Consider the following 21,683-nt stretch of genomic DNA (forward strand, 5'->3'; position numbering starts at 1 on the left):
TTTTTAAAACTCTGTTTTTATAGAATTAATTAGGTATTTGTCCAGTGATTAGTAGAGTATTGCCATAATGTTGAGAACTTTTCAGCTAAAGGCGCTTTTAGTAATCTAGAGGTTTATTGTTTAGATGAGCTTCTGTATTTGCTTAGGCATTGTTAATTTATTGATCCCATTCACTTTTTAATAGACCATATACTATATCATCTACCCACTTTCCATCAATTAATAAACTCTCTTTAAAATGGGCTTCTTTTCTAAAGTTCAGCCTTTCTAAAAGTCGAATTGAATCAATATTCCTAGGATCAACTGAGCCTTTTATTCTATGTTTGTCTAAAGAGTTAAATAAATAATCAATGGTAATTTTCATAGCCATCGTGGCATAACCTTTTCCTTGGTGTTTTTTACTTAAAGTACACCCAAGCTCACATTGAAAGCCGTCATCAGCAATAAAATGGATTCCTATATCTCCAATAATTTCATTAGAGGATTTTTCTATAATAACTAATTGAAACCAAGATTCAGGTTGATTAATCTCTAACGGATTTTTCGCAATGAAGTTATCTACTTCTTTTAATTCTTTTGGCACAAACCCTTGGTATTTGTTTGTTTCAATGTCTGACCTGTAACTGAAAACTTGATGATTGTCTTCAATTGTGATAGGCCTTAATAAAAGTGTTTCTGTTTCTATCATTTTTTATATATAAGTGATGTACTTACAGTCTCGGAATATTCGTAATTTAAATTCGATTTTAAACAAATTAGCAACATTTTTTTAAAATTCAAATTGATTATAGCTGACATAATACTTAACTCGTGCCAAAGCTTGCTAAAATTATCAAATATTTTTCCTTGGATTATCAGCGAAACATATTTTAAGACCAAAGTTGAATAGGTTTTAGCTTTTGCTTTAAATTTTTATTTATCTCAATTTTTGATTTGCTAAATAACAATTATAAGATGTTTATTGATTACTTGAGATTTTGATGAACATATTAATATACAAAGAATCATAATCAGTTCTATCTTTGCCATTCTATACCTTTTTTTAAACATCATTTGTTTTTTAAACGTTTAGGTTTTTTTTAAATTTAATAAAGTATTTTTTTTCATAGTTTGAACTTGATTATACAAAGACATTCCTTGAAATAGATTATTGAATTACTGTAACATACATACTTATTGTCGCACCTCTTGTAATATTCCATTCGCCTTGGCTAGCAGTCCTTTTAATGGATTTTCCAAAAAGTTTTCCTCTATAGTTAAAAGGTTCTTCTTGACCTCCACTTTGAGGAATATATTCGATGGAAACAAAAAAATCAGTATCGAATTTTAAGTCGTATTGGGTTAGATCTAACTGATTCCAGCCTTCAGAGATGGGCTGATCAAATAGAATGCCTGAACGGTTGATTTTTTGAAAGGGAAGTCCATCTTTAACATTGTAAAAATTAACCCTAAAAATTGCCGTTTCCTGTTTAATATTAAATAGATTAATATTTACATTTAAAACTTGTGAGGCTTTTTTTATTTTTATTTTTTTTACAAATTCTTGGATGTCATTATTGCTATCGTTTTTTGACTTTACATATCCAACCACCCAATTGCTGTAACTCTGAGTGCCTAATTTTAATTCTTTTTTTTCTGAATTGTTTATGATGACTTCATCAAGTTGGAATGGATTTAACTTTAGTAAAATTGTTTCAGGACTTTTTTTTATCATCTCCTCTATGGATAATGTCTTATTAAAGTATCCCACATATGAAACAGTGATACTGTCTTTTTGGTTAGAAGGGGGGATATTTAAAAAAAAAAGACCGTTTTTATCTGAAACTGTTCCAATATCTTTATTTTGAATCCCGATGTTTACGAACTCTAGAACTACACCATCGGCAGCTTTCACCTGCCCAGATAATTCAATATTTTGACCAATAGAGCTTAATGTGCCTATATATATTAATGCAATTGAGAGCAATATTTTAAAGGGCATGTATTTCTAAATTAAAGTTTATGGTTCAGTGTATTTAGTCTTGAATAGGCACAAAAAAACGACCTTCACTAACTATTATTACATCTTGAGTATCGAGATTTTTTATTTTTCCCGAATAGGTTCCTTTAACAGCCGAATTACTAATTTCGCTTATCGTAATAGTAAATTCTTCAGGTTCATAGTAGAAACTGTTATAATAGGTGTTAGTAGAAGTGTTGTAAAATTTTGCTGACAATTCATAATTAGGATCTCCGTTGGGCTCCGGTTGGAAATAGGTACCTATTGTTATATTATTTTCCAGAAACTCAATATCTAGTTCAAATCCCTCATTTAATAACCCATCCTTCGTCCCACCTATAATTAGTTTAACTAGATTTTCATTATCTAATGCTGTCTGTGCCACTGCTGCATTGTTAAAGTTTTTTGCTGTACCATTCATTTTCATTTCCAAATAATAGGTATCTGTTGATGATGGTCTGTCATCACTTTTGGAGCAACCTATAATCAACATTGAGGCTGCAAAAAGGAATATTCTGGTTATTTTTTGAAATTTCATATTATACTGATTTTCAATTTATAATTTTGAGGTTAAACAATTGATTGACTTATTGTTTTATAAATTTTGAGATGTTCAATTTGTTGTTATCAAATTTAATATTCAAAAAATATAAACCTTGATTTAATTGAGAAACGTCTATTTGGTTGTTTGAAATATTGAGGTTTCCAACATCCTTCCCTAGGACATCAAAAATTTTCACCTCCACAATTGATTGTTGAGAGACAATATTTAAAATATTTTGGGTTGGATTAGGATAAATCTCAACTGAAGTTTCTAAATCTTCAACTGATAGAATTGGATCAATGCAATACTTATTATCATAATCTGTAAGAATATCTAATACATTGAATTGTTTTGAGCTTACTGCCTGGGTAGTTGGGATAATTAAATTTGCAGGAAAAATATCTTTTAATAAGGAGGATTTTGTATCAGCAATTTCAAAATTGATTGTCTCTTCGCCACACCCCAATTCATCAATAGTTCCTTTATGATAATAATTTAAATGATGACTAGTTCCGTTTTGAACAGCAACAAGGCGGCCTGATAAATAATAGGATCCAGTATTATTTAAGGCAAGGGTGGAGACAGAAAGATATGTGTCAATGGAATTGAAAGGAACTTTTTTAATTGCTTTAATATCTGAAACATTTCCTTGGCTATCTATTTCAGTAAGTGCAATATAGAGCTGGTTTGTATTTTGGTCGAAATAGGAACCGTTTATTGCTACAAAAAAGTTGTTGTTAAGATTGCTTGTCGCAACAATTTGCTCTACAAAATTTAGAGAATCCGAGGAGGACGGTGTTTCTTTTGTAATGAAGCTTTTTACCCATAGTATTTCCCCCGTATTCTGGTCAATAGATAAAACAGAACTATCACTTAATCCAATAATTAGATAACTATCCGCAGCTTCAGCAAGGGATGTCCCATAGATTGCATTTTGTGTGTCCCTGTAATAAGTATAGCTGCTTACAGGACTTAAATTTTGATCAAACGTTATAACAGGAGCGTTGTGATTATTATTTAAAAGAGATTCACCGGTAACAACAATATTTCCATTACTTAGAGCCAACCCTTTTCTTAAGAGAATATCGAAACCCAAATTTATTTTAACAGCTTCCAAAACCTCGCCATCTAGGCTAAATTTCACTATTCTATCTTGTAAGACGGCGTAAATTGCATTATTGGCATACAGAAGGTCGGATAAAAGTTGAATTTCTTCATTGAGAAATTTTGCCCAGATTACTTCCCCTTGGTCATTGATTTTGAGTAAATAATATCCATCCCTATTTGGACCACCTAAATACACACCTATGGCATAAATGTAATTTTGACTATCCTGGATAATAGAATATAGGAAAAAGCCGTCAAGACTGACGGCATCTGTTGGAAGATATGCTTTATTCCATAACAGATTTCCATCAGTATCGATTTTGTTTACTGTGCCGAAAAAGTTTCGCTCTGGGAATAAGAACACATTTCTATATACACCACAAGTAAAGCTATTGTTATTTTGATCTAGTATTAAATCATACAATTCCTGCTGGTCCTCACTATACCCGTATGCTTTTTGAAAGTTTTGAGCTTTCAATGTGTTGTTCAATACGACCAAACTTAAAAAAATAAAAAGAGCTACATTTTTCATAAAATTTGTCTTTAAGGGTAATCTTTTCCGTAAATTTTTTTAAAGATTAACAAAAAAAGTTTTTCCATATTCCTATCGAAAATAATTTAAAATTTGTGGAATAATTATACCTTTAAGAAGGTGTAATTTTTTACCTCTAAACAGGTATGTTGCAGTCAATAGCTTTAAATGGAGGGTTATGTAAACCGGAAGTTCTCTTTATAGGCCCAATTCTATTTTACCAAATGTTATTTATTAAAGAATTTCTTGAAGCAACTTTCCAGGCTTCAGCAAATGTAAGGTTTTTGGCTTTTCTCTTTTCTAACCTCATGTAATCGGCAATTATAGTCTCATTGGTGTCATCACTTTCGGAAAGAGTGTCGATGATTTTATCTTTTTCTTTCTCGCTTTTATTTTGACTTAATTTTTTCTTTGCCTGCAAATCGGTTATTTTAACTTCAAAAGCCATAATACCTTTTATCTTTCTTAATTTATATTCCATCGGAAAATTATCCCATTGCTTTCTATAATCTTCTTCATAATTGTCTATTGTAGCTTCTAACAGTTCAAAAGCTTCTTTTTCTTCAGGTATAAGCCTCCCTTCACCATAAGCATGGACAGAAATGTAGTTCCAAGTTGGTACCTCCAATTCTTTAGAATAATTTTTTGTAGAAATATACGCATGGGGTTCACTGAAAATCACTAGTGCTTTACTATTTTCAATTTGCTTCCAGTGGTCATTTGCTTTTGCAAAATGGGAAGTCAAGACAACATTATTATCTATAATTTTTATGAGAAAGGGTAGGTGAGTAGCCAATGGATAGTTGTCAACAGTTGTAATAATTGTGGCAAAGCTAAACCGCTTCATAAAAGCTACAATCTCATCTCTATTTGTCTCAATATTCGTTTTAGGTATATACATAGTCAGTTTGTTAAATTTTTTTATTTTTTTAGTTGAGAAAGTCTTTATATTATTTGAGACTAGAAACATTAATTATTACTCGTCGCAATGCCCCCATCAATGTTTAGCTCTATGCCCGTTACGTATTTACTCTCATCACTCGAGAGATATAACACACCATAGGCAACGTCTAATGGATTGCCAAAACTTCCAAGGGGCATAGTCGCTTCAATTTGTTTAATCCTTATTTCCCTCTCATCTCCCTCACCAAGCGTTTTGTCCCACATTGGAGTCAAAATTGCTGCGGGATGAACACTATTACATCTTATGTTATATTTTTTTTCCGCACAGTATAATGAAACACTTTTTGTGTAATTTCCAACAGAAGCTTTACTGGATGCATACGCTACTGCAGATGGAACTCCAATATTGCCACTTCTTGAGGAAATATTTACTATGCTGCCTCCCAATGCTTTCATCAATTGTATTCCATATCTGCAACCCAACATTATACTGGTGGAATTGACCGTATGAATGTATTCCCACAATTGAATATTGATATCTTCAGGATTTTGAGGTTCTGCTGTATCTGTAAAACCAGTTATTCCGGCATTATTTATTAAGATGTCCAATCTGCCATACTTCTTTTTTATATAGTTTGAAACATTAATCCAATCGTTTTCATCACTTACATCAAGGGATAGATAATCACAATTTTCACCTAAACCTTCAGAAATAATTGCTCCTTCGTAATTTTTGATGTCACTTAAAAGAACTGTGGCCCCTTGTTTATGGAATAATTGGGCTATAGATTTGCCAATCCCACTTGAAGCACCTGTAATAAGTGCTATTTTATTTTCTAATCTTTTCATATTTCAAAGACTTGTAATTAAAATTTTTGAAAGCACGATGTTTGGATTAATCATTTTGATTCTACTTAATTATTAATCTTTTAGCTCAATCTGAAATAAATTAATACATCATTTTTGGAATCCATATACCAGATGAAGCAGCAAAAATTCCAATTCCTATTAAAATGGTAAACAAGAATAGTATTGTGGCTATAGAAATTACAAAAACCTTATTATGACTTTTTTGTGCATTAAGATAAAGTTCAAATAATGCTAAGGGGATTAAATATTGTGAAAAGGTTAAAAAATATAAAAATGGTCCTTCAAAAGTCTTAGGGTCAAAACCTAAAGGGCCATTATTAATAAATAACCAAAAATATAAGCCTACTCTAAAAAACCATACACCATTTACTACCAAAAACAAGCGGATTGCCCATATTCGATGTTTTTTGAAATTTCGCATCCAAGCATACTTAAAGGCTAAAAATGCCGAAACCATTATTAATATGGCATTTATACTAATACTTATGTGTTGAACCATACCTCCAATTGACCCTCTTACCCAAACCATATATAGACCGCTTAAGCTTATTATAAATGCAATAAAAATATATAAACGACCATTCCATTTATGAAATAATGGGGCATAGGAGCGCATTTTAGGAATAATTTGTAATGGTCCTCCAATAATTATGATTGCGGCTAGAAGAAGATGTATCCCTACAATTGCATTTCCTATATGTTCTCCAGAAATATAGCCTTTCGGAAGAACTATGTTCCAGTTTGAAAGATGTCCCGTAACAGTAGATTTTCCATAGAACAAAATTACATAGGTTGCAAATATCCATTGACCTATCACAGCTACAATAAACCATAGTTTTACACTAAGGTTTAATAAATTCTTTTCTGATAATGCTTTAGTTGATTTTATCATTTTTTAGGTTTTTGTATGTTATACATCCTCAATAAATCTTTTAAAGCTGGTACGTTATATTTTGCCCTTTCTTCATCGGTAGTACTCGTATCTATGGGCGCCCATAACTCCTTTTCCGTTTTATCGTCAATCACACGCTGTGTTCCATATTTTTGAAATCCTTTAGTATACAAGGAATATCTATCAAAAGTTATTGCCACATAATATGCCGCCTCATTCGAGCCGTTTTCAAATGCGCTTTTAGAAAGCATATAGGCAAGAAGATAGTTTTCATTGCTTAAGCTAGTTAGATTATCATTACAGTAGGTCAAGTTGGTATGCTGAAGAATTAGAGCTGCATTAAGTTTGTCCTTGTTTGTAATTATTTTACCATCAGCCAAGAGTTCCATTACTTTTGTCCTATGCTCTTGGTCTATTTCTTCTAAGTTTTCAAAATTTTCTAATCGCATTTTTTGATCTTTCAAGACCATTTCAATTAGCTCCTCATTATCATTAACAGGACTAATTTCGTCAACTTTTGAGGTGCAACTTAAAAGTAAAATTGATAAAACTATTAATGCAAGTAAATTAGACTTCATTTTTCTTTCTTGAAGATTAATTATTTATTCTCATATATATATGGAACATATTTTTCCATATAAATCTGGGGATTTTGCAGATTTGTAAAACCATATTTTTCATAAAGCCAGTTTGCTGAAGAAGTCAATAAAATCCAACGTCTTAAACCTTGTAAATTTGGATGTTCAAGAATAGTGTCCATCATTTTTTTTGACAGCCCATTCTTTCTATAGTCTTCTAGGATATACACATCGCCCAAATAGGCGATTGTTGAAAAATCAGAAATAACCCTTGCATATCCTATTTGAATATCCTTATGAAACAGACCAAAATTAAGTGAGTTTTCTATTGATTTTCGAACTATTTCCAACGGAATATTATCACTCCATCCGGAATGTTTTGATAAGAAATCGTGAATTGATGAAAGGTCCATTTTTTTCTCATCGTTTGTAATAAGAAATTCACCAAAAGTTATTTCACGAATTTCAAAGCTTGAGCTCATGCTTTCTTTTTTTAAAAATTTAAATATTCTTAAATATCGAAGAGGCGCCGGTGATAATTAACCTGTCCTAGATGATAATTAAGGTGGCATAAAAGATGGACGAGTAAAAATTCTATAGTTGCGTTTTCTTCAAATTTTTGGATTGGATATTGCTCATTAAGATTTTCATCTGATAGCTTGGCCAGGGTATTGGAAATTGTTTTTGAAACTTCTTCTATTTCTTCAATTAATTTGGAAGTAGGTATGTTTTTTGTTGAAAACTCAGATTCTCTATTTCGCTCATAACCTGTCTTGCCTAATGCAAATCCAATGAAGTGATTTAAATTGCCTACAATATGTAAACAAAGATTTCCAGCGGAATTTGAAATCTCCGGATCGATTACCCAGATATTGGCTTTCTTGGTGTACAAACTAATTTCAACTTTCAGTTTGTCGAGGTCCCTTTGGAACAACTTTATAAATAGATCGTTAGTCATATTGAAAAATTTAAAATTTATGAGATATTATTTTGTTCATTATTGGAATTTGAATTTTTTGCCCCCATAATCAATAGCCATAAACAAATCCCTATTTCCCCAATGCTTGCAGGCAAACTTATATATGATGATATTCCCATATTTGCATATTGAGGACTGATTGTATGGCCAATAAAATTTATGAGATAGCCGAAACACCCTAACATTAAGAGCACGCCTAAAATTTTTGGTAGAAAACCTGATTTGAAAACTAAATATCCAAATGGAAAGAGCCACAGTCCTGAAAAAATATGAATCATCCGCATTCCGTTATCGTATTGGTCTAAGTATAACATAACTTGTGATTGGATCTGAGCGCTACTAAAACCATAAGTGTTGGTTGATACATCAAGAAGTGATAGAACTGTGAATTCATTTTGCACATTCAAAAAGTACATTGGGACACTTATTATTGCTAAAATGACCATCGATTTTGCGTAATTTTCATCGACAGGTTTAAATAACTTGTAAAGTACAAGTGGTAAGAAAAGAAAAAAAGTATAGCACAACAAACCGCTTATTATACCTAATCGGTATAGTAGTTCAAAAGAAAACAAATTTAGATACGTTTGTAACGGACTGTTGTAATCAATTATTTGTGAGGGTACGTACATTAAACTAAATATGCCGGAGAGTACAACGCCCAAGTATAATAATCCTGCAATTCTGGCTGTTTTTTTGTTTGAAATCATTTCTGAATTATTTTTGTTAAATATTATTTAATATGGTTGTTAATGCCACTCTTTTCAAATAATGGTTGGACACGTTTTTTATTTATTTAATTCGGTGATTTTTTGATTTTTAAAAAGGTCATGTGGCCTTTCTTGAAATTTTTTATTAAAGAAAAAAGCAGTTAGAAATATGTATATAATAAAAATAAACAGGAGAAAGAATTGAGGCCATACTATTTTTTGAATTTCTTGTTTGGCTTTTGTATCACAGATTTCACCAGGACAATATTGGGCCTTATCTTTATTGAAAAGGTTGTAAATTTTACAGCCTATGCATATTCCAAAAGCAGATTCAAAAAACATAAAAATCAGACAAATTAAGCAGACTATTCCGGTTATGAAACTATAAGTGTTAAGGACAACTAGAAGTAAAAACATAGTTCCGGATAAAATAAACCCGATATACCAAGCGAATTTTTTTTGAGCTGCACCAACATACTCTGGATTTTGATTTCTCACAAAAAAGCGTCCTATAATCAAAAGCGGGGAAAACCTTGGATTACCAAAAAGGCGAATTGAAAAATCAGTAAGAAAAATTATCAGTGCATATTTTATTGGAATAAAATTTCCATTAAATATTATTAAAATCCAAGTGATGAATATTCCCAAAAACATAATTCCAGCCGCTGCCCTAATTTCTCGCTCATTTAGAACTGGAATTGTATATCCATCGACTATTTCGCCAAAGTTTTTATTATTTATCATAAAATTAAATTTTTAATTTTTTTGTTTAACTAGAATATGTATGCTTTACTTATATTAAAGACTTTGTTTAAGCATTTTTGTAACTTTGCGTGAATTTTTCTAATTGTTGAATCAACGTTGAACTTCTTGCCTTAATTTATCCCAAAAGGTGTATTTAGACTTTTGCTGAAATAGACCAAAATGACCTATTTTATCAAAGTTTAGATTCTCTGGATATATCTGGACTCTTTTGATATTGGCATTCGAATAACGCTCAATTAGCTTATCAATGGATTTTTGGGGAGCATATTTATCAAAAGCTACGCTATAAGAAATTATCTCACATTTGATTTTACGAAAGAATAATCTTTCATTATCAATAAATGCAAAAAGATAATTCCTGTTATTACACCAATCTTTCCATTCATCGGCAACATATTTTGGTAAATCTTCCATCCTACTGAATTTTTTGGACGGTAGATACCCAAAAATTTTTATTAAAATAGGAACCAGTATATTCCAATTGGTCCACATCTTAACTCTTGAAATTCCACTCCAATTTCCCCAAAAGCCATTTTGAGCGCAAACCAAGATAATTTTGTGAGCAAGAAGGGAAGCTTTTGTTAATCCAATAAGTTGACCGCCTATACTATGGCCCAAGATGGCAATCGGCAAGTTTGGATATATTTTAACGCTGTAATTAATTACAGCGGTCAGATCATTAGTTCCCCAATCACTCAACGAACTTTTCACTTTTTTTATATTTGTCTTTAATGAGTATCCGATTCCTGAATAATCAAATGTTATTGCTGTAGTACCCTCTTGATGAATAAATTTAGAAATCTCGTGATAAAATTCTTGCTTCACACCAGTTGCTGAGCAAATAATAAGTAGTTGCTTAGGTTTTTTTGCTTCAAAGAAATTAGCATGAATGAAACTCCCGTTTTCTGAAGGTATTTCAAAATGTTTTATCATATTTAAATTATTATTAAAGTTATTTTTTAAGAGATATTTTTTTTGGCCGGGTAAAATCATGCATCGTAAAGAATTATTAGCTTTCCATCATTAAACTCTTGTTTCCAGATTCTTCGATCTACTTTATCAATAAAATGAACTGTTTTGGAATCTTTATAGATTTCCGTTACTTTAAACACTGGCCGTATCCCTGAATTTTCGGTTTGAAAGTTTTCATATTTTACTTCTAAAATTTTGACCTTTGAAAAACTTGTATTACTATTTGGATCAAAATCATAAACCAAAAGTTCCTTTTTATATCCTTTTTTTAATGGTAACCATCGAATGATATGCTGATAAGCACCAACCTCATTATAACTTGATAGATCTTTATAACTTGATAGATCTTTCATATTTTCAATATGTCACCATTCCATTAATAGAATGACCAATTATAACTTTGTTTATTGGGGTTTTCGCTTTTTCTTTTAAAGGTTGGTTGCCATTGGTATGTATTTTTGACCTTTTGGAGTTTTCGCCAGAAGTATTGCAGAATGCATTAATATTAATGAAATGAATTTTATTTACAATATTTTGAATTTCTGGACATTGATATTGTTCAATTAGTTTATAAGTTATTTCAAAAGGTATATAAATAAGGTTTGGATTTTTTTGAAAATACACGCAATGATTATTTGGGGATAAGGTTTCATTAGTTAAAATATATTCTGTTTCGTATTTTGAATATCCAGCAAATAAAAATTCAAGTAATAAAATACTTATAAGAAAACCAGAGGTTATATTTAAGATTAGAAACGTTTTCATTGGATAGGATTCTTTTATTACATTGTTTAATTTATAGATTTGAAACGGGATTTATCTATGAAAGATTTTGAGAAGACTTGACTCTTATCGAACTTTATTGCACATAAATAAAAAGCTTTCAGGGGGATCGGGTAAACCATTGTTAGACGCTAGTGTCAAAGTAATTAGCTCTGGAATGTTCACTACAAATTTCCCGTCCATCTCTCTTACTTGAGCCAATGTTGTCGTATCTTGAGATTTATATAATGCAGTTTTTCCTGTAGCGTCCATTATTGTGCATTGAATGTCTAGATATTTTAATTCATCCGCGACAACTGTTGTGGTTTCCGATTTGATGGTATAATTTCCAATTGTACTAGTATTAAAGGAAACTTGAAGATTTGAGGCTATGAAGGAATCGTTAACAGAAGCTATATCGGACTCAATGTTTATAAGGGTAAAAGGGCTCCCATTTACATAGGACCCGTTCTCCTGTGCGGAACTTGATCTTGCATACACATAATCTCCCAAAAGCCAATTGTTTTCAGCAAGGAGGCTAGGACTGGGGATATTACTATCATCGTCGTTATTCTTATTACACGAGTTTGATATGATTGCTAAAAGCAATAGTATGCTTAATGTTGTTTTCATTTTATAATCATTTTTTTTAATTTAAAGGTTACCGAATAAATTTTACCATAAAATGGGTTCAAGGTTTTCACATCCGCTCGTATTGATTTGCTTTAATCTAGAGCAATCAAGACAACTAAAATGTATCAAGTTTTTTAAAAATTTAATGTTAATTTTACTTATGGGATTGTAGGATAATGTTATATATTCAATGCTTTCTAATTGTTTAAAATCGGCTTCTGTAAGTTGGTTCTTATCCAACCATAAACTTTTTAAATTTATACAGGAATCGACATTAATTTGTTTCAATTGACAGTCTGTAGCGTGGATTTCTTTTAAAGACTTAAGATTACTAACATCTAGAATTGGACATCGTGTATTATCAACCCAAATTTCTTCTAAATCTGCATATTGTTTAAAATCTATGTTTATGTATAAATTGGGGTTATTTTGAAGAAAAATGTGTTTAAGCTCTTTTAGACCGTTAATCTGAACTTTCTCAAGATTATTATCATAGGCATATAAAAATTGAAGTTTTTGTAGGGCCGTCAAATCTAAACTTTTGATATTGTTGTTATAACATCCAAATTCTTTTAGGTTTTTAAATTCCTCAATACCGTCAACAGATTCAATTCCCTGGTTTTTAACATATAATACCTCAATTTTTTCAGCTTCTGAAACTTCAATTTCATCATTACTATTTAAGTCAAAACCTTGTGTTAACAATTCTCGCTTAAATTGTGGATCAGAAAATTTTATAGTCTGAGCAGACCCGCAAAAGTTTCCAAACATCATGAAAGATATTATTAGATAAATTAACTTCATAATGTTCTAATTTTTAATGGTTACATCCACAGTTTGTCCATCACTCGTAATTTCTGCAATTCCTGACATATGGTATTGTCTTGATTTGTTATAGGTATATTCCTGAAAGATAGGGGGACCTGAAATGTAAGATCCTTCAAAAGTTATTGCCTCCTGACCCACTAAATATGCCCCTTTTTTCTCTTTAGTTTTTGTCACATAACTCTCTATATAGTATTTACCGGGTTTTAAATTTGTAAACTCAAAGGTTTCTGCATCTTCACATTTGCTAATTAATCTATATGAAAGTGCTAATGGAGACATACTTGCTCTTTTTTTTTCTTTTAGCCCCAACTTATTTTCAAGTGCCAAATACTCTTCGAGATATGGGGTCATTGGAAAAAGAAAGACCTTGACATAATATCCAACTGGTTTATTGTTAATCATGGCAGTTCCTTTTATTGTTGAAGTACCTTTATGATCCAATTGTTTTGCAGCCATTTCACTGTCAAAGGGGACCTTGGGATATACAAATTCAATCTTCTTTTGCGCTGAAACTGCAGGTACTGTAAATACAAGTAAGAGTATCAAAACTTTAATTTTCATGATTAATACCACTTTAGGTTATTTTTAAAATGATGGTTATTTTATTTCTTTGGTATATTCCTCTTTAAGTTTTCGCATTAAGATTCTAACTCCTTTTACAGTGTCTTCAGAATATGCATTTGCAAAAATGATGTAAGCTATTTTGTTTGTTTTATCAATTTGAACGTTTGTATAATATGTTCCTACCGTTCCACTATGGGTAGACCAATTTTGACCATTCTCCATAATATTGAACCACCCCAGCGAATAATTTTTTATGCCATTGTGAAGAAAGTTATAAGTGCGACTTTGCAGGTAATTATCATGTCCTTGAAGTCCATCCAAATTGAGTTGAATGAATTTGATGTAATCTTTTAATTTAATATTTAGATCGCCTGCTGGCTCAGTGTAATCTAAATGAAAATCTGCGTTAGAAGGAACTGCAACCAATTGATTGTTTTCATAGTAGTGGCCCCATGTATCTTTTTTCTCTTGATTATCGGGCCATGAAAACCCGACGTTTAATTTTAGGTCCTCATTGAAAACTTTTTCTACTAATTCCTCCCAGCTTTTGTGGGTTACTTTTTCGAGCATCAAAGCTGCCAATGTATAATCTGCATTGGAATAGACAAAATTGTTAATACTATCCATTTTGGTAGGCTCCAACGTGAGTACGAATTTTCCGAATAATTTTCGTTTTTCTTTATTTTCACCTTTAAAGTCAGGGATTTGTGGATCGTCTATGCCTTGAAAAGGTTGAATTCCTGCTCTATGGGACAATAAGTCTTGGAGAGTTATATTGTAATAATCTTTATTTGATTCTTTTTTCCATTCTGGAAAAATTTTGAAGAATTTGGTATTCCAATTTAATTTCTTCTTTTCAATGTACTTGGCAACTATAAAGGCCGTCATTGCCTTAGTGTTTGAACCTAGGTGGAATCTATCCTCCAAAGTGGCCTGGTCATTTACGGATATGGAATGTTGGCCTATCGCTTCAATCTCTAAGATTGAAGTATCATTTATAACAGCGTAACTAATTTCTGGAATTTTATATTCCTGCCTAATAGAGTCGGCAAATTTTATTGTTTCTTGACCCTGGCTTGATAAAAATACAAATCCAAAAAAAAGATTTAAAAGTGACTTCATTTTAATATTTAAATGAGGTTGAAAATTATTAATTACTATTTTTGTGGTGATTTTTTTCAATGGCTCAAATGATTTACATTTATTTAAAGGTCAAATTTCAACTAAAATAAAGGAGGTTTCGACCTTCCTTGAAAGTTAGGACTATATTATCCGTTCTATTCTTCTTACGTTAAATTAGAATGAATGAAGATTATCGTCTTTCTTAATTTTATAAAACTTTAATTCTTGATTTCTTTGCCTTTGAAAGGGAAAAAAGAAATATCTTTTTAACATCTTTTTGAATATCTACTTTATAGAAATTGTCAAATCAAGATTGCAGTTGATAATTCATTGCATTTGGTTGAGAATAATTTTATAAATTCTGATTATTTTATTCTCATAGATTAATTAAAATTATATCCAAAATGTACTCCTGGTTCTATTAGATGGAATTTATTCCATTTTCTATCTTTTTCAGCAAAATCTTCAGGAACGTTTGTATTTATAGGCCAAAATGTGCCAACTATGGCTGGTTCAATAAAGAACTTCTTTTTAAAAATTGGGATTTGATACCCCAATCGTATAGTTGAGAAAAGTTGAAATCCACTTTGAATTTTATGGTTATATTCATTCGTGTATTTAGTTTTTACTGGCAATACACGTATGGAGGTAAATAGTCCTTTCCACAAGAAGTGTTGATAGACCGCTCCAACACCAAATACCTTTACATATCCCGGATATTCCTCCTCATCAGTGTTATAAAATTTACCCAATGGTATACCCAAGGGTAAATAGTATTTCCATGTAATAGCTTCAATAGAAATAACATCCTTCTTGTTGATTCTATATCCTAAATTTAACTGGTAAAATGCGGGTGAATTGGTTATTGCTAAATTGCCCAACATAAAGGTTGAACTGCCAACATAGTATTTATAGGAACTTATGGAATCATTTTTTTTATCACTCTTAGCTATTAAGACTCCAAGCGTAAGGAAATTAATGATTAATGCTATGGCTAATTTTTTGAACATTATGATCTTTAATTTTAATAAACAAATATTGTATAAAAAAAAATTCCATTTCTTAACTTAAATCAAAAAATAACGTTGGACTAAAAAAGATGGTCTTAAAAATTTGAACAAGAGAAATATTTAAATCTATTAATGCTTTTAAAAATTATCATTATTTTACTACATTTTAAGGGAGTCAGAGTTGAACCAATTGATAAAATTAGAGTTAAAATACACTTCACTTTATTCTAATTCATTAACCATGTTTTTAATGGCATCTTCAATAACCGTTGGTTGGTCTTGATTTATATAATGTGAGCTATTGGGAACTAAAATTTGTTTGCTATTTGTTGATAACTTTAACATATCGCGTTGCATTTTATTCCAAGCATTGACCATTTCAGTATTTAGGGTACTATCCTTTATGAATTGATCAAATCGGTTTTCATCTATGGCACTAAGTACATAAAGAGGGGTATTACCAAAGTTTTTAATCTTTTTGGCCTCTTTTTTTATAAAGGAATCCTGTTTTCCCTCTTCTAGTATTCCATAAGCACTCTTATGAAGTAAGGCGGGCATTACTGTGTTTTGATATTCATATTCTTTTGTGTCTGGAAACATATCTTTATAAATCAATCTCGCAAGACCAACTGAATTTGCAAATTTTAGAAAACCTTCTGGCAGGCCTTGACTAACCATAGCGTATAACTCAGGAGATAAATAATCTTCATCATTCGGACATTCGCTATCTATAAGTATTATACCCGCCACTTCTTTAGGATATTGATCCATATAGAATCTAATAAGCATACCTCCTAGTGAATGGCCTACAAGTATGTAAGGCTTGGGTGCGTTGATTTTCTCAAGTAAGAGGTAAAGTTCTTCCGCCATTTTTTCTCCACTTTTTGGATTATTGCCTCTTTCACTCCATAAAATCCCTGCCCTATCATAAGAAATTGTTGTAGCAAATTTTGACACCTCATTTTGCAAATTGTGCCACTGCAAGTGTCCTGTAGGATCAAATGCCGCTTCAAAAACTATGGTTGGACCACTTTCTCCTTGTTTTAAATAATGTAGTTTATGACCACCAATATCTGCAAATTGACCATCAGGAATTATTTTTTCTCCCTTTAATCGAGAAACGTATTCGTAAATAACTCCAATTATTAACATACTACACATTAGGATGAAAATTCCTAGAAGTATTTTCTTTATCCATTTTATTGCTTTCATTTTTATAATTTTCTGGTTTTATGATATAGGTCTTATTTTGATTCTAAGAATATACTAAGTAGTAATTAATTTTTTTTAACTAATAAAAATAGTAGCCCCTATTCCCAAATAAATGCTTGAAAATAGAGGCTTATTATTTTTCTATTGTACTGTATAAGTTCTGTTTTCTATTTCCCCCAATCTAAAATACCCTAGTGCATAATTGTCAGGATTTATTTCATTTTTTATATTTCCTTTTATTCTCACTGGGGGTAACCCAAAAGGTCCTCCACCAGTGGCATTTGCTATAAGGATACTCATATAAGTATAATAAGACCTCGAAATTCCGAAAATTGAAATGTCAATATTGCTTCCAACTTCTAAATCTTCATTAGAATAAAGCGCAGAGATTTTGTTACCCTCAAAAGCTTCATCATTCCATGTTTGGAACTCTGGGAAAGGACTAAAGGTTGTCTCGAACCGAGAAAGGAAAAAGTTTTCTTGCAAGGGGAAATCGTTAAAGTTCACTTTTATTCCAATTTGGTCATTATTAAGACCAAGATCATTTCTTTGTTCGATATCTGTTATCTCTGGAGTGGCTAATAACATTTCAGTTGCAGAATAAGTTTGTTCTTCGTAGATAACTGTTAGAGTATAAGTTTCACCAATAATTGGCACAAAATCATTACAAGTATATCTGCCTGAATTACTTGTAGGGCTCATTTCCTCAAGAAATGTGAAAGTCATATTTGAACTATTGGTTATAAACACAGATGCCCCTGTTACTTTAGGAATAATATCTTGATAATATCCCGTAGATGTTGATAAATTTATAGTCTGGATATTTCCTGATGTCCCTTTTTCCCAATTTATATTAGCATCAATAACGAGTCTTGGGGCTTCTGTATCTAAATCAACATCAATAACGTCTTCACAACTAATAAAGAAAAATACAGAGAGTAATAATATGAGTTTTTTCATTTTTTTAAAATTTAAAGTTATATGTTATACTAGGAACCACACCGAATATTGAAAACTTTACGGCTTCGTTTTCCCCTGTATCTATATTTTGTCTAAAATCTATAGATGCGGCATTTTTTTGGTTATAAATATTATAGATGCCAAAGACCCATTCGCTTCTCCAACCTTCCGTTTTATTTGGTTTTGGAGTATAAGTTGCTGAAATATCCAGATGATGATAAGCTGGTAAATTATTCATATTTCTAGCCCCAAAGCTTGGAATTATAATACCTTGATATTCATATTGTCCCTTAGGAAAAGTGGCGGCACGCCCAGATTGTAGGTTAAAAACAGATCCAAAACTCCATTTTTCACTTTTCTTGTAGGTTGCGGTGATAGCCAAATTATGAAGTTTATCATATCCCGATTTGTACCAATTACCGTCATTTATTCCTGTTTCTGAAGCTGTTCTTCCTGGAGTTCTTTGTTCTGATCTAGAGAGTGTATATGCAACCCAACCTGTAAGTTTCCCGGAATTCTTTCGTAGCATCATTTCCAAACCATAAGAACGAACTTCACCATTTAAGACTACTTGTTCTATTGCGTCATTTCCAATCAGCTCAGCCCCATCAATATAATCTACTCTATTTTTGATTTTTTTATAAAATGTTTCTACTTCCAAAGAATAATTATCGTCACTGAAGTTTCTATAATAGCCCAGCGCAACCTGATCTAAAAATTGGGGTTTTAAAAATTCATCACTAGGTGCCCAAATATCCAGCGGGGTTGGAGATTGAGTGTTAGATATAAGGTGGAGGTATTGTACCATTCTATTATAACTAGCCTTAACTGATTGGTCGTCATTTAATGCATAAGAAACTGCAATTCGGGGTTCTAAGTTGTTGAAACTGGCAATTGTCTCATTTTTATCATAGCTTTTTACACCAATAGGATCAGCTTTTTCATAGATTTGAAACTCTGGATTAAAGACCACAGCCTGATTGTTTTGATAAATATTGATGTCTTGCTTACCCAGTCTATAAAATAGCCCGTATCGCAAGCCATAATTTACTTCAATTTTTTCAGAAAGTTTTTGCTCGGCCTCTATATAAATGGCGGGTTCAAAAGCATACTTTTTTGATAATTGTCTTGGGTTGACACCAGAGTTTTCTCCAAGGGGATTGATAGTTCCGGGATTAAAAATATAATATTGCGCATTTATACCGTATGATAGCTTTGTAGCATTTCCAAAGTAATGCTTAAAGTCATATTTGAAATTAAAATTTTGTATGCCACTGTCCCACTTAAATCCAAGGACTTCAAGTTCTAACCCATAATAATAATCACTGTAAATAAAAGAGGCATTAGAAAATAATTTGTCTGAAAATAGGTGGTTCCATCTAAGGTTAGCTGTGGTGTTACCATAGGTATTAGTAAAAATATTGCTAAGATTTAATAAGTCTCTACCAAAATACCCCGAGAGAAATAAGGTATTATTTTCATCAAGTTTATAGTTAAATTTTGTATTTAAATCATAAAAGGATGCCGAATTTTTATTATCCGAAAGTTTAAGGAACAAATGGCCATATGAAGCCCTACCCGCTAACAAAAAAGATCCTCTTTCTTTTTGTAAAGGTCCTTCGGCCATCAATCTACTTGAAATGATTCCGATTCCTCCAGAGAAATTATATGTTTCATTATTGCCATCTTTTTGATAGATATCGAGAACTGAAGAGAGTCTGCCACCATATCTAGCTGGTATTCCCCCTTTGTATAATTTCATATCCTTAATTGCATCAGAATTAAATACTGAAAAAAACCCAAATAAATGGGAAGCATTATAAATTGATGCCTCATCGAGAAGAATCAAATTTTGGTCTGCACTTCCTCCACGTACATTGAAACCTGATTGACCTTCCCCGGCATTCGTTACCCCTGGAAGTTGAAGAATTGATTTAATTATATCAACTTCACCCAATACTACAGGCATTTGCTTGATTGTTTGGACAGAAAGCTTGTTTGAGCTCATCTCCGCTTTTTTAATGTCAGTTCTTTTCTTAGTTTCCGTTATTAGAACTTCATCCAGGCTTTCACTTTCTTCCAAAATGGAAATGTCTTTTTTGGTATTTTGGTTCAATGAAATACGCTCTGTATAAGGCTGGAAACCTAAGTACGATATATCAAGAGTGTAAACTCCCGTAGGAATTGTTAAGGAGTAAAACCCGTATTCGTTCGTGCTTGTACCAACTTCCAGCTCAGGTATATAGATATTTACTCCAATAAGTGTTTCAGTGGACTTTCCATCTTTAATTGTACCACTTAGGGTATGTTTTTCCTGTGAAAGGGATATAAAAGAAACTAATAACAATGTTATCAGTAATAGTTTTATTTTCATTTATTATGATTTTAAAAGGGTTAGTAAAATAAAAAAGGCTATGTTTTTCATAAAAGTGTTGTTTGATATTTTTTCATTCTAAGATTTAGTAGGAGCCAAACTGATTCAAATTGTTTAAAATGTGGGCGAAAATAATGTGAAATAACCCGAATTTCTATACCTTCAAAATGGTATAATTTATTACCTAATAACAGGTATTTTTGGATTAATAGTTCTTGATGGAAGAGTAGCTCTTTTATAAAAAAACTTTCATATTTACCACAAGCTATTATATTAACAATGAACTCTGTGAACCAATATTTCATGCTTCAGTGAACGAAAGCCTATTGGCTTTTTTTTTTTGATTTCATATAAGCTGCAATTAAAGTCTATTTGGAATTATCACTTTTTGAGAGAGTGCAGATGATTTTCTCTTTTTCCTTATCACTTTTATTTTCATTTAATAAAATTTTAAAAGATTAGTATAATTATAAAAGGGGCATTTGGGTGCAAAAATATTTATGCCTTTTGTAGTAACTCCTTAACTTAAGTCAAGAAAGAGCACAAATAATCGACACTTTTTTCCGTCTTAACACTTAGAAATTAAATTTACACCCTGCTTTAGTACCTGAAAATTTAGACAGATGCTGCTAATCAAACAATCAAATTTTTGATATCTTTAGTTTTATGCCCCTTAAGAGATTCTAGGTTATTCTTTATATAAATTTTCGAACATATCCTAGTTTTAGATAGTAAGGCACGAAATTATTCGTTTTAAAATCTTGTTCAATGTTTCTACCAACGTTTAGGTTTAGGTCGTTGTTTCCAAAAGAATAACTTGATTGTAAACCATAGAAGAAATTGCCTCCTGTCGGGATATACCAGCCGTCCTTAATGGAAGGATTATACTCTTTCATCCGATCCCCGTGTTTTACATGGGTGACAATCGCCTTATCAAAGCCAAACTCACCAGCTACGTGCCAATTTGGTTTATAATAACCAGATACTGCAGTGAATTCACTTCCAAAATTGAGAAGCCTTGCATTTTCACTCCCGTACCGTCTAAAGACGCCATAGACCTTAGCTGTTGTAGAAAAATCTCCAATACTTAGTACTTCAACTTGACCACCTAATTTTGACTTAAGGTCATCAAAAGGTTTATTGCCAAATGGGAGGGATAAGTCCGCGTTTAAAACAATAGGTAATTTTGTGTTTAATTGATAACCATAGCCAAATGTGAGAGTTGTACTATAGTCCAAGCCTATATTCATACTAACCAAATGCTTTTGTTCTTTAGATAAACTTTTCCAATTAATGTTTTGGGAAAAAAGGTTTAAAGAGGCTGAAAAAAGCAATACAACCAATAATTTTGATTTCATCATTTTGTG

At 31.6% G+C, this 21,683-nt stretch carries 24 protein-coding genes; all 24 read right to left on the minus strand.

All coding sequences use genetic code 11. The annotated features are described in order from the left end of the window. Positions 1-157: 157 nt before the first annotated feature. Complete coding sequence (locus ESU54_RS08930; protein ID WP_111845590.1) at positions 158-688, minus strand: GNAT family N-acetyltransferase; 531 nt, start codon at positions 686-688, stop codon at positions 158-160. A gap of 459 nt (positions 689-1,147) precedes the next feature. After that, positions 1,148-1,981, minus strand: coding sequence for a carboxypeptidase-like regulatory domain-containing protein (locus ESU54_RS08935; protein ID WP_146848105.1), 834 nt, complete (start codon positions 1,979-1,981; stop codon positions 1,148-1,150). A 34-nt stretch (positions 1,982-2,015) separates the two neighbouring features. Further along, the gene (locus ESU54_RS08940) at positions 2,016-2,537 is read right to left on the minus strand and encodes a hypothetical protein (RefSeq protein ID WP_111845592.1); all 522 of its coding nucleotides are present in this window, start codon (positions 2,535-2,537) and stop codon (positions 2,016-2,018) included. A 49-nt stretch (positions 2,538-2,586) separates the two neighbouring features. Then, on the minus strand, positions 2,587-4,182 hold the full coding sequence (locus tag ESU54_RS08945) for a T9SS type A sorting domain-containing protein (protein ID WP_111845593.1): 1,596 nt from the start codon (positions 4,180-4,182) through the stop codon (positions 2,587-2,589). Between the two features lie 217 nt (positions 4,183-4,399). Beyond that, positions 4,400-5,083, minus strand: a complete 684-nt coding sequence (locus ESU54_RS08950; RefSeq protein ID WP_111845594.1) for an FMN-binding negative transcriptional regulator — start codon at positions 5,081-5,083, stop codon at positions 4,400-4,402. A gap of 68 nt (positions 5,084-5,151) precedes the next feature. Continuing rightward, positions 5,152-5,934 carry an SDR family oxidoreductase gene (locus tag ESU54_RS08955; protein WP_111845595.1) on the minus strand — a complete coding sequence of 261 codons (783 nt, stop codon included), beginning with the start codon at positions 5,932-5,934 and terminating at the stop codon, positions 5,152-5,154. Between the two features lie 100 nt (positions 5,935-6,034). Next, positions 6,035-6,847, minus strand: coding sequence for a DUF2306 domain-containing protein (locus tag ESU54_RS08960; RefSeq protein WP_111845596.1), 813 nt, complete (start codon positions 6,845-6,847; stop codon positions 6,035-6,037). Then, positions 6,844-7,425, minus strand: a complete 582-nt coding sequence (locus tag ESU54_RS08965; protein WP_111845597.1) for a hypothetical protein — start codon at positions 7,423-7,425, stop codon at positions 6,844-6,846. The genes ESU54_RS08960 and ESU54_RS08965 overlap by 4 nt, the downstream gene beginning before the upstream one ends. A gap of 20 nt (positions 7,426-7,445) precedes the next feature. Next, the gene (locus tag ESU54_RS08970; protein WP_111845598.1) at positions 7,446-7,907 is read right to left on the minus strand and encodes a GNAT family N-acetyltransferase; all 462 of its coding nucleotides are present in this window, start codon (positions 7,905-7,907) and stop codon (positions 7,446-7,448) included. Between the two features lie 29 nt (positions 7,908-7,936). Beyond that, the gene (locus tag ESU54_RS08975; RefSeq protein WP_111845599.1) at positions 7,937-8,383 is read right to left on the minus strand and encodes a DinB family protein; all 447 of its coding nucleotides are present in this window, start codon (positions 8,381-8,383) and stop codon (positions 7,937-7,939) included. A 17-nt stretch (positions 8,384-8,400) separates the two neighbouring features. Beyond that, the gene (locus ESU54_RS08980) at positions 8,401-9,114 is read right to left on the minus strand and encodes a DUF4386 domain-containing protein (RefSeq protein ID WP_111845600.1); all 714 of its coding nucleotides are present in this window, start codon (positions 9,112-9,114) and stop codon (positions 8,401-8,403) included. A 78-nt stretch (positions 9,115-9,192) separates the two neighbouring features. Then, positions 9,193-9,858, minus strand: a complete 666-nt coding sequence (locus ESU54_RS08985) for a DUF4395 domain-containing protein (protein ID WP_111845601.1) — start codon at positions 9,856-9,858, stop codon at positions 9,193-9,195. 111 nt (positions 9,859-9,969) lie between these two features. After that, on the minus strand, positions 9,970-10,872 hold the full coding sequence (locus ESU54_RS08990; protein WP_111845602.1) for an alpha/beta hydrolase family protein: 903 nt from the start codon (positions 10,870-10,872) through the stop codon (positions 9,970-9,972). Then, positions 10,869-11,204: a DUF3108 domain-containing protein gene (locus tag ESU54_RS08995; RefSeq protein WP_111845603.1), complete on the minus strand. Its 336-nt coding sequence runs from the start codon at positions 11,202-11,204 to the stop codon at positions 10,869-10,871. Before ESU54_RS08995 ends, ESU54_RS08990 begins: the two co-directional genes overlap by 4 nt. Positions 11,205-11,208: 4 nt before the next feature. Next, positions 11,209-11,616: a hypothetical protein gene (locus ESU54_RS09000; RefSeq protein ID WP_111845604.1), complete on the minus strand. Its 408-nt coding sequence runs from the start codon at positions 11,614-11,616 to the stop codon at positions 11,209-11,211. An 84-nt stretch (positions 11,617-11,700) separates the two neighbouring features. Beyond that, entirely contained in the window at positions 11,701-12,246 is a 546-nt protein-coding gene (locus tag ESU54_RS09005) for a hypothetical protein (protein ID WP_111845605.1), read from the minus strand. A 42-nt stretch (positions 12,247-12,288) separates the two neighbouring features. Beyond that, on the minus strand, positions 12,289-13,050 hold the full coding sequence (locus ESU54_RS09010; RefSeq protein ID WP_146744037.1) for a leucine-rich repeat domain-containing protein: 762 nt from the start codon (positions 13,048-13,050) through the stop codon (positions 12,289-12,291). Positions 13,051-13,056: 6 nt separating this feature from the next. Continuing rightward, the gene (locus ESU54_RS09015) at positions 13,057-13,635 is read right to left on the minus strand and encodes a hypothetical protein (protein ID WP_111845607.1); all 579 of its coding nucleotides are present in this window, start codon (positions 13,633-13,635) and stop codon (positions 13,057-13,059) included. A gap of 36 nt (positions 13,636-13,671) precedes the next feature. Further along, positions 13,672-14,760 carry a serine hydrolase domain-containing protein gene (locus ESU54_RS09020; protein ID WP_146744038.1) on the minus strand — a complete coding sequence of 363 codons (1,089 nt, stop codon included), beginning with the start codon at positions 14,758-14,760 and terminating at the stop codon, positions 13,672-13,674. Positions 14,761-15,143: 383 nt separating this feature from the next. Then, positions 15,144-15,770, minus strand: a complete 627-nt coding sequence (locus ESU54_RS09025; protein ID WP_111845609.1) for a hypothetical protein — start codon at positions 15,768-15,770, stop codon at positions 15,144-15,146. Positions 15,771-15,992: 222 nt separating this feature from the next. Next, on the minus strand, positions 15,993-16,982 hold the full coding sequence (locus tag ESU54_RS09030) for an alpha/beta hydrolase (protein WP_111845610.1): 990 nt from the start codon (positions 16,980-16,982) through the stop codon (positions 15,993-15,995). A gap of 141 nt (positions 16,983-17,123) precedes the next feature. Further along, positions 17,124-17,942, minus strand: a complete 819-nt coding sequence (locus ESU54_RS09035; protein ID WP_111845611.1) for a DUF4249 domain-containing protein — start codon at positions 17,940-17,942, stop codon at positions 17,124-17,126. A 4-nt stretch (positions 17,943-17,946) separates the two neighbouring features. Further along, the gene (locus ESU54_RS09040; protein ID WP_111845612.1) at positions 17,947-20,316 is read right to left on the minus strand and encodes a TonB-dependent receptor; all 2,370 of its coding nucleotides are present in this window, start codon (positions 20,314-20,316) and stop codon (positions 17,947-17,949) included. Between the two features lie 695 nt (positions 20,317-21,011). Then, complete coding sequence (locus tag ESU54_RS09045) at positions 21,012-21,677, minus strand: hypothetical protein (protein ID WP_146744039.1); 666 nt, start codon at positions 21,675-21,677, stop codon at positions 21,012-21,014. Between the last annotated feature and the right edge of the window lie 6 nt (positions 21,678-21,683).

Source organism: Aequorivita antarctica (assembly GCF_007997155.1).
GTDB lineage: Bacteria > Bacteroidota > Bacteroidia > Flavobacteriales > Flavobacteriaceae > Aequorivita > Aequorivita antarctica.

What these genes read in the sequence shown, in the direction of transcription:
- ESU54_RS08955 (WP_111845595.1), bottom strand. Translation starts at nt 5,934, where the DNA reads ATGAAAAGATTAGAAAATAAAATAGCACTTATTACAGGTGCTTCAAGT.
- ESU54_RS09015 (WP_111845607.1), bottom strand. Translation starts at nt 13,635, where the DNA reads ATGAAAATTAAAGTTTTGATACTCTTACTTGTATTTACAGTACCTGCA.
- ESU54_RS08945 (WP_111845593.1), bottom strand. Translation starts at nt 4,182, where the DNA reads ATGAAAAATGTAGCTCTTTTTATTTTTTTAAGTTTGGTCGTATTGAAC.
- ESU54_RS08960 (WP_111845596.1), bottom strand. Translation starts at nt 6,847, where the DNA reads ATGATAAAATCAACTAAAGCATTATCAGAAAAGAATTTATTAAACCTT.
- ESU54_RS08985 (WP_111845601.1), bottom strand. Translation starts at nt 9,858, where the DNA reads ATGATAAATAATAAAAACTTTGGCGAAATAGTCGATGGATATACAATT.
- ESU54_RS08990 (WP_111845602.1), bottom strand. Translation starts at nt 10,872, where the DNA reads ATGATTTTACCCGGCCAAAAAAAATATCTCTTAAAAAATAACTTTAAT.
- ESU54_RS09045 (WP_146744039.1), bottom strand. Translation starts at nt 21,677, where the DNA reads ATGATGAAATCAAAATTATTGGTTGTATTGCTTTTTTCAGCCTCTTTA.
- ESU54_RS08965 (WP_111845597.1), bottom strand. Translation starts at nt 7,425, where the DNA reads ATGAAGTCTAATTTACTTGCATTAATAGTTTTATCAATTTTACTTTTA.
- ESU54_RS09020 (WP_146744038.1), bottom strand. Translation starts at nt 14,760, where the DNA reads ATGAAGTCACTTTTAAATCTTTTTTTTGGATTTGTATTTTTATCAAGC.
- ESU54_RS09035 (WP_111845611.1), bottom strand. Translation starts at nt 17,942, where the DNA reads ATGAAAAAACTCATATTATTACTCTCTGTATTTTTCTTTATTAGTTGT.
- ESU54_RS08950 (WP_111845594.1), bottom strand. Translation starts at nt 5,083, where the DNA reads ATGTATATACCTAAAACGAATATTGAGACAAATAGAGATGAGATTGTA.
- ESU54_RS09005 (WP_111845605.1), bottom strand. Translation starts at nt 12,246, where the DNA reads ATGAAAACAACATTAAGCATACTATTGCTTTTAGCAATCATATCAAAC.
- ESU54_RS08980 (WP_111845600.1), bottom strand. Translation starts at nt 9,114, where the DNA reads ATGATTTCAAACAAAAAAACAGCCAGAATTGCAGGATTATTATACTTG.
- ESU54_RS08975 (WP_111845599.1), bottom strand. Translation starts at nt 8,383, where the DNA reads ATGACTAACGATCTATTTATAAAGTTGTTCCAAAGGGACCTCGACAAA.
- ESU54_RS08995 (WP_111845603.1), bottom strand. Translation starts at nt 11,204, where the DNA reads ATGAAAGATCTATCAAGTTATAAAGATCTATCAAGTTATAATGAGGTT.
- ESU54_RS09010 (WP_146744037.1), bottom strand. Translation starts at nt 13,050, where the DNA reads ATGAAGTTAATTTATCTAATAATATCTTTCATGATGTTTGGAAACTTT.
- ESU54_RS08940 (WP_111845592.1), bottom strand. Translation starts at nt 2,537, where the DNA reads ATGAAATTTCAAAAAATAACCAGAATATTCCTTTTTGCAGCCTCAATG.
- ESU54_RS09025 (WP_111845609.1), bottom strand. Translation starts at nt 15,770, where the DNA reads ATGTTCAAAAAATTAGCCATAGCATTAATCATTAATTTCCTTACGCTT.
- ESU54_RS09040 (WP_111845612.1), bottom strand. Translation starts at nt 20,316, where the DNA reads ATGAAAATAAAACTATTACTGATAACATTGTTATTAGTTTCTTTTATA.
- ESU54_RS08935 (WP_146848105.1), bottom strand. Translation starts at nt 1,981, where the DNA reads ATGCCCTTTAAAATATTGCTCTCAATTGCATTAATATATATAGGCACA.
- ESU54_RS08970 (WP_111845598.1), bottom strand. Translation starts at nt 7,907, where the DNA reads ATGAGCTCAAGCTTTGAAATTCGTGAAATAACTTTTGGTGAATTTCTT.
- ESU54_RS09000 (WP_111845604.1), bottom strand. Translation starts at nt 11,616, where the DNA reads ATGAAAACGTTTCTAATCTTAAATATAACCTCTGGTTTTCTTATAAGT.
- ESU54_RS09030 (WP_111845610.1), bottom strand. Translation starts at nt 16,982, where the DNA reads ATGAAAGCAATAAAATGGATAAAGAAAATACTTCTAGGAATTTTCATC.
- ESU54_RS08930 (WP_111845590.1), bottom strand. Translation starts at nt 688, where the DNA reads ATGATAGAAACAGAAACACTTTTATTAAGGCCTATCACAATTGAAGAC.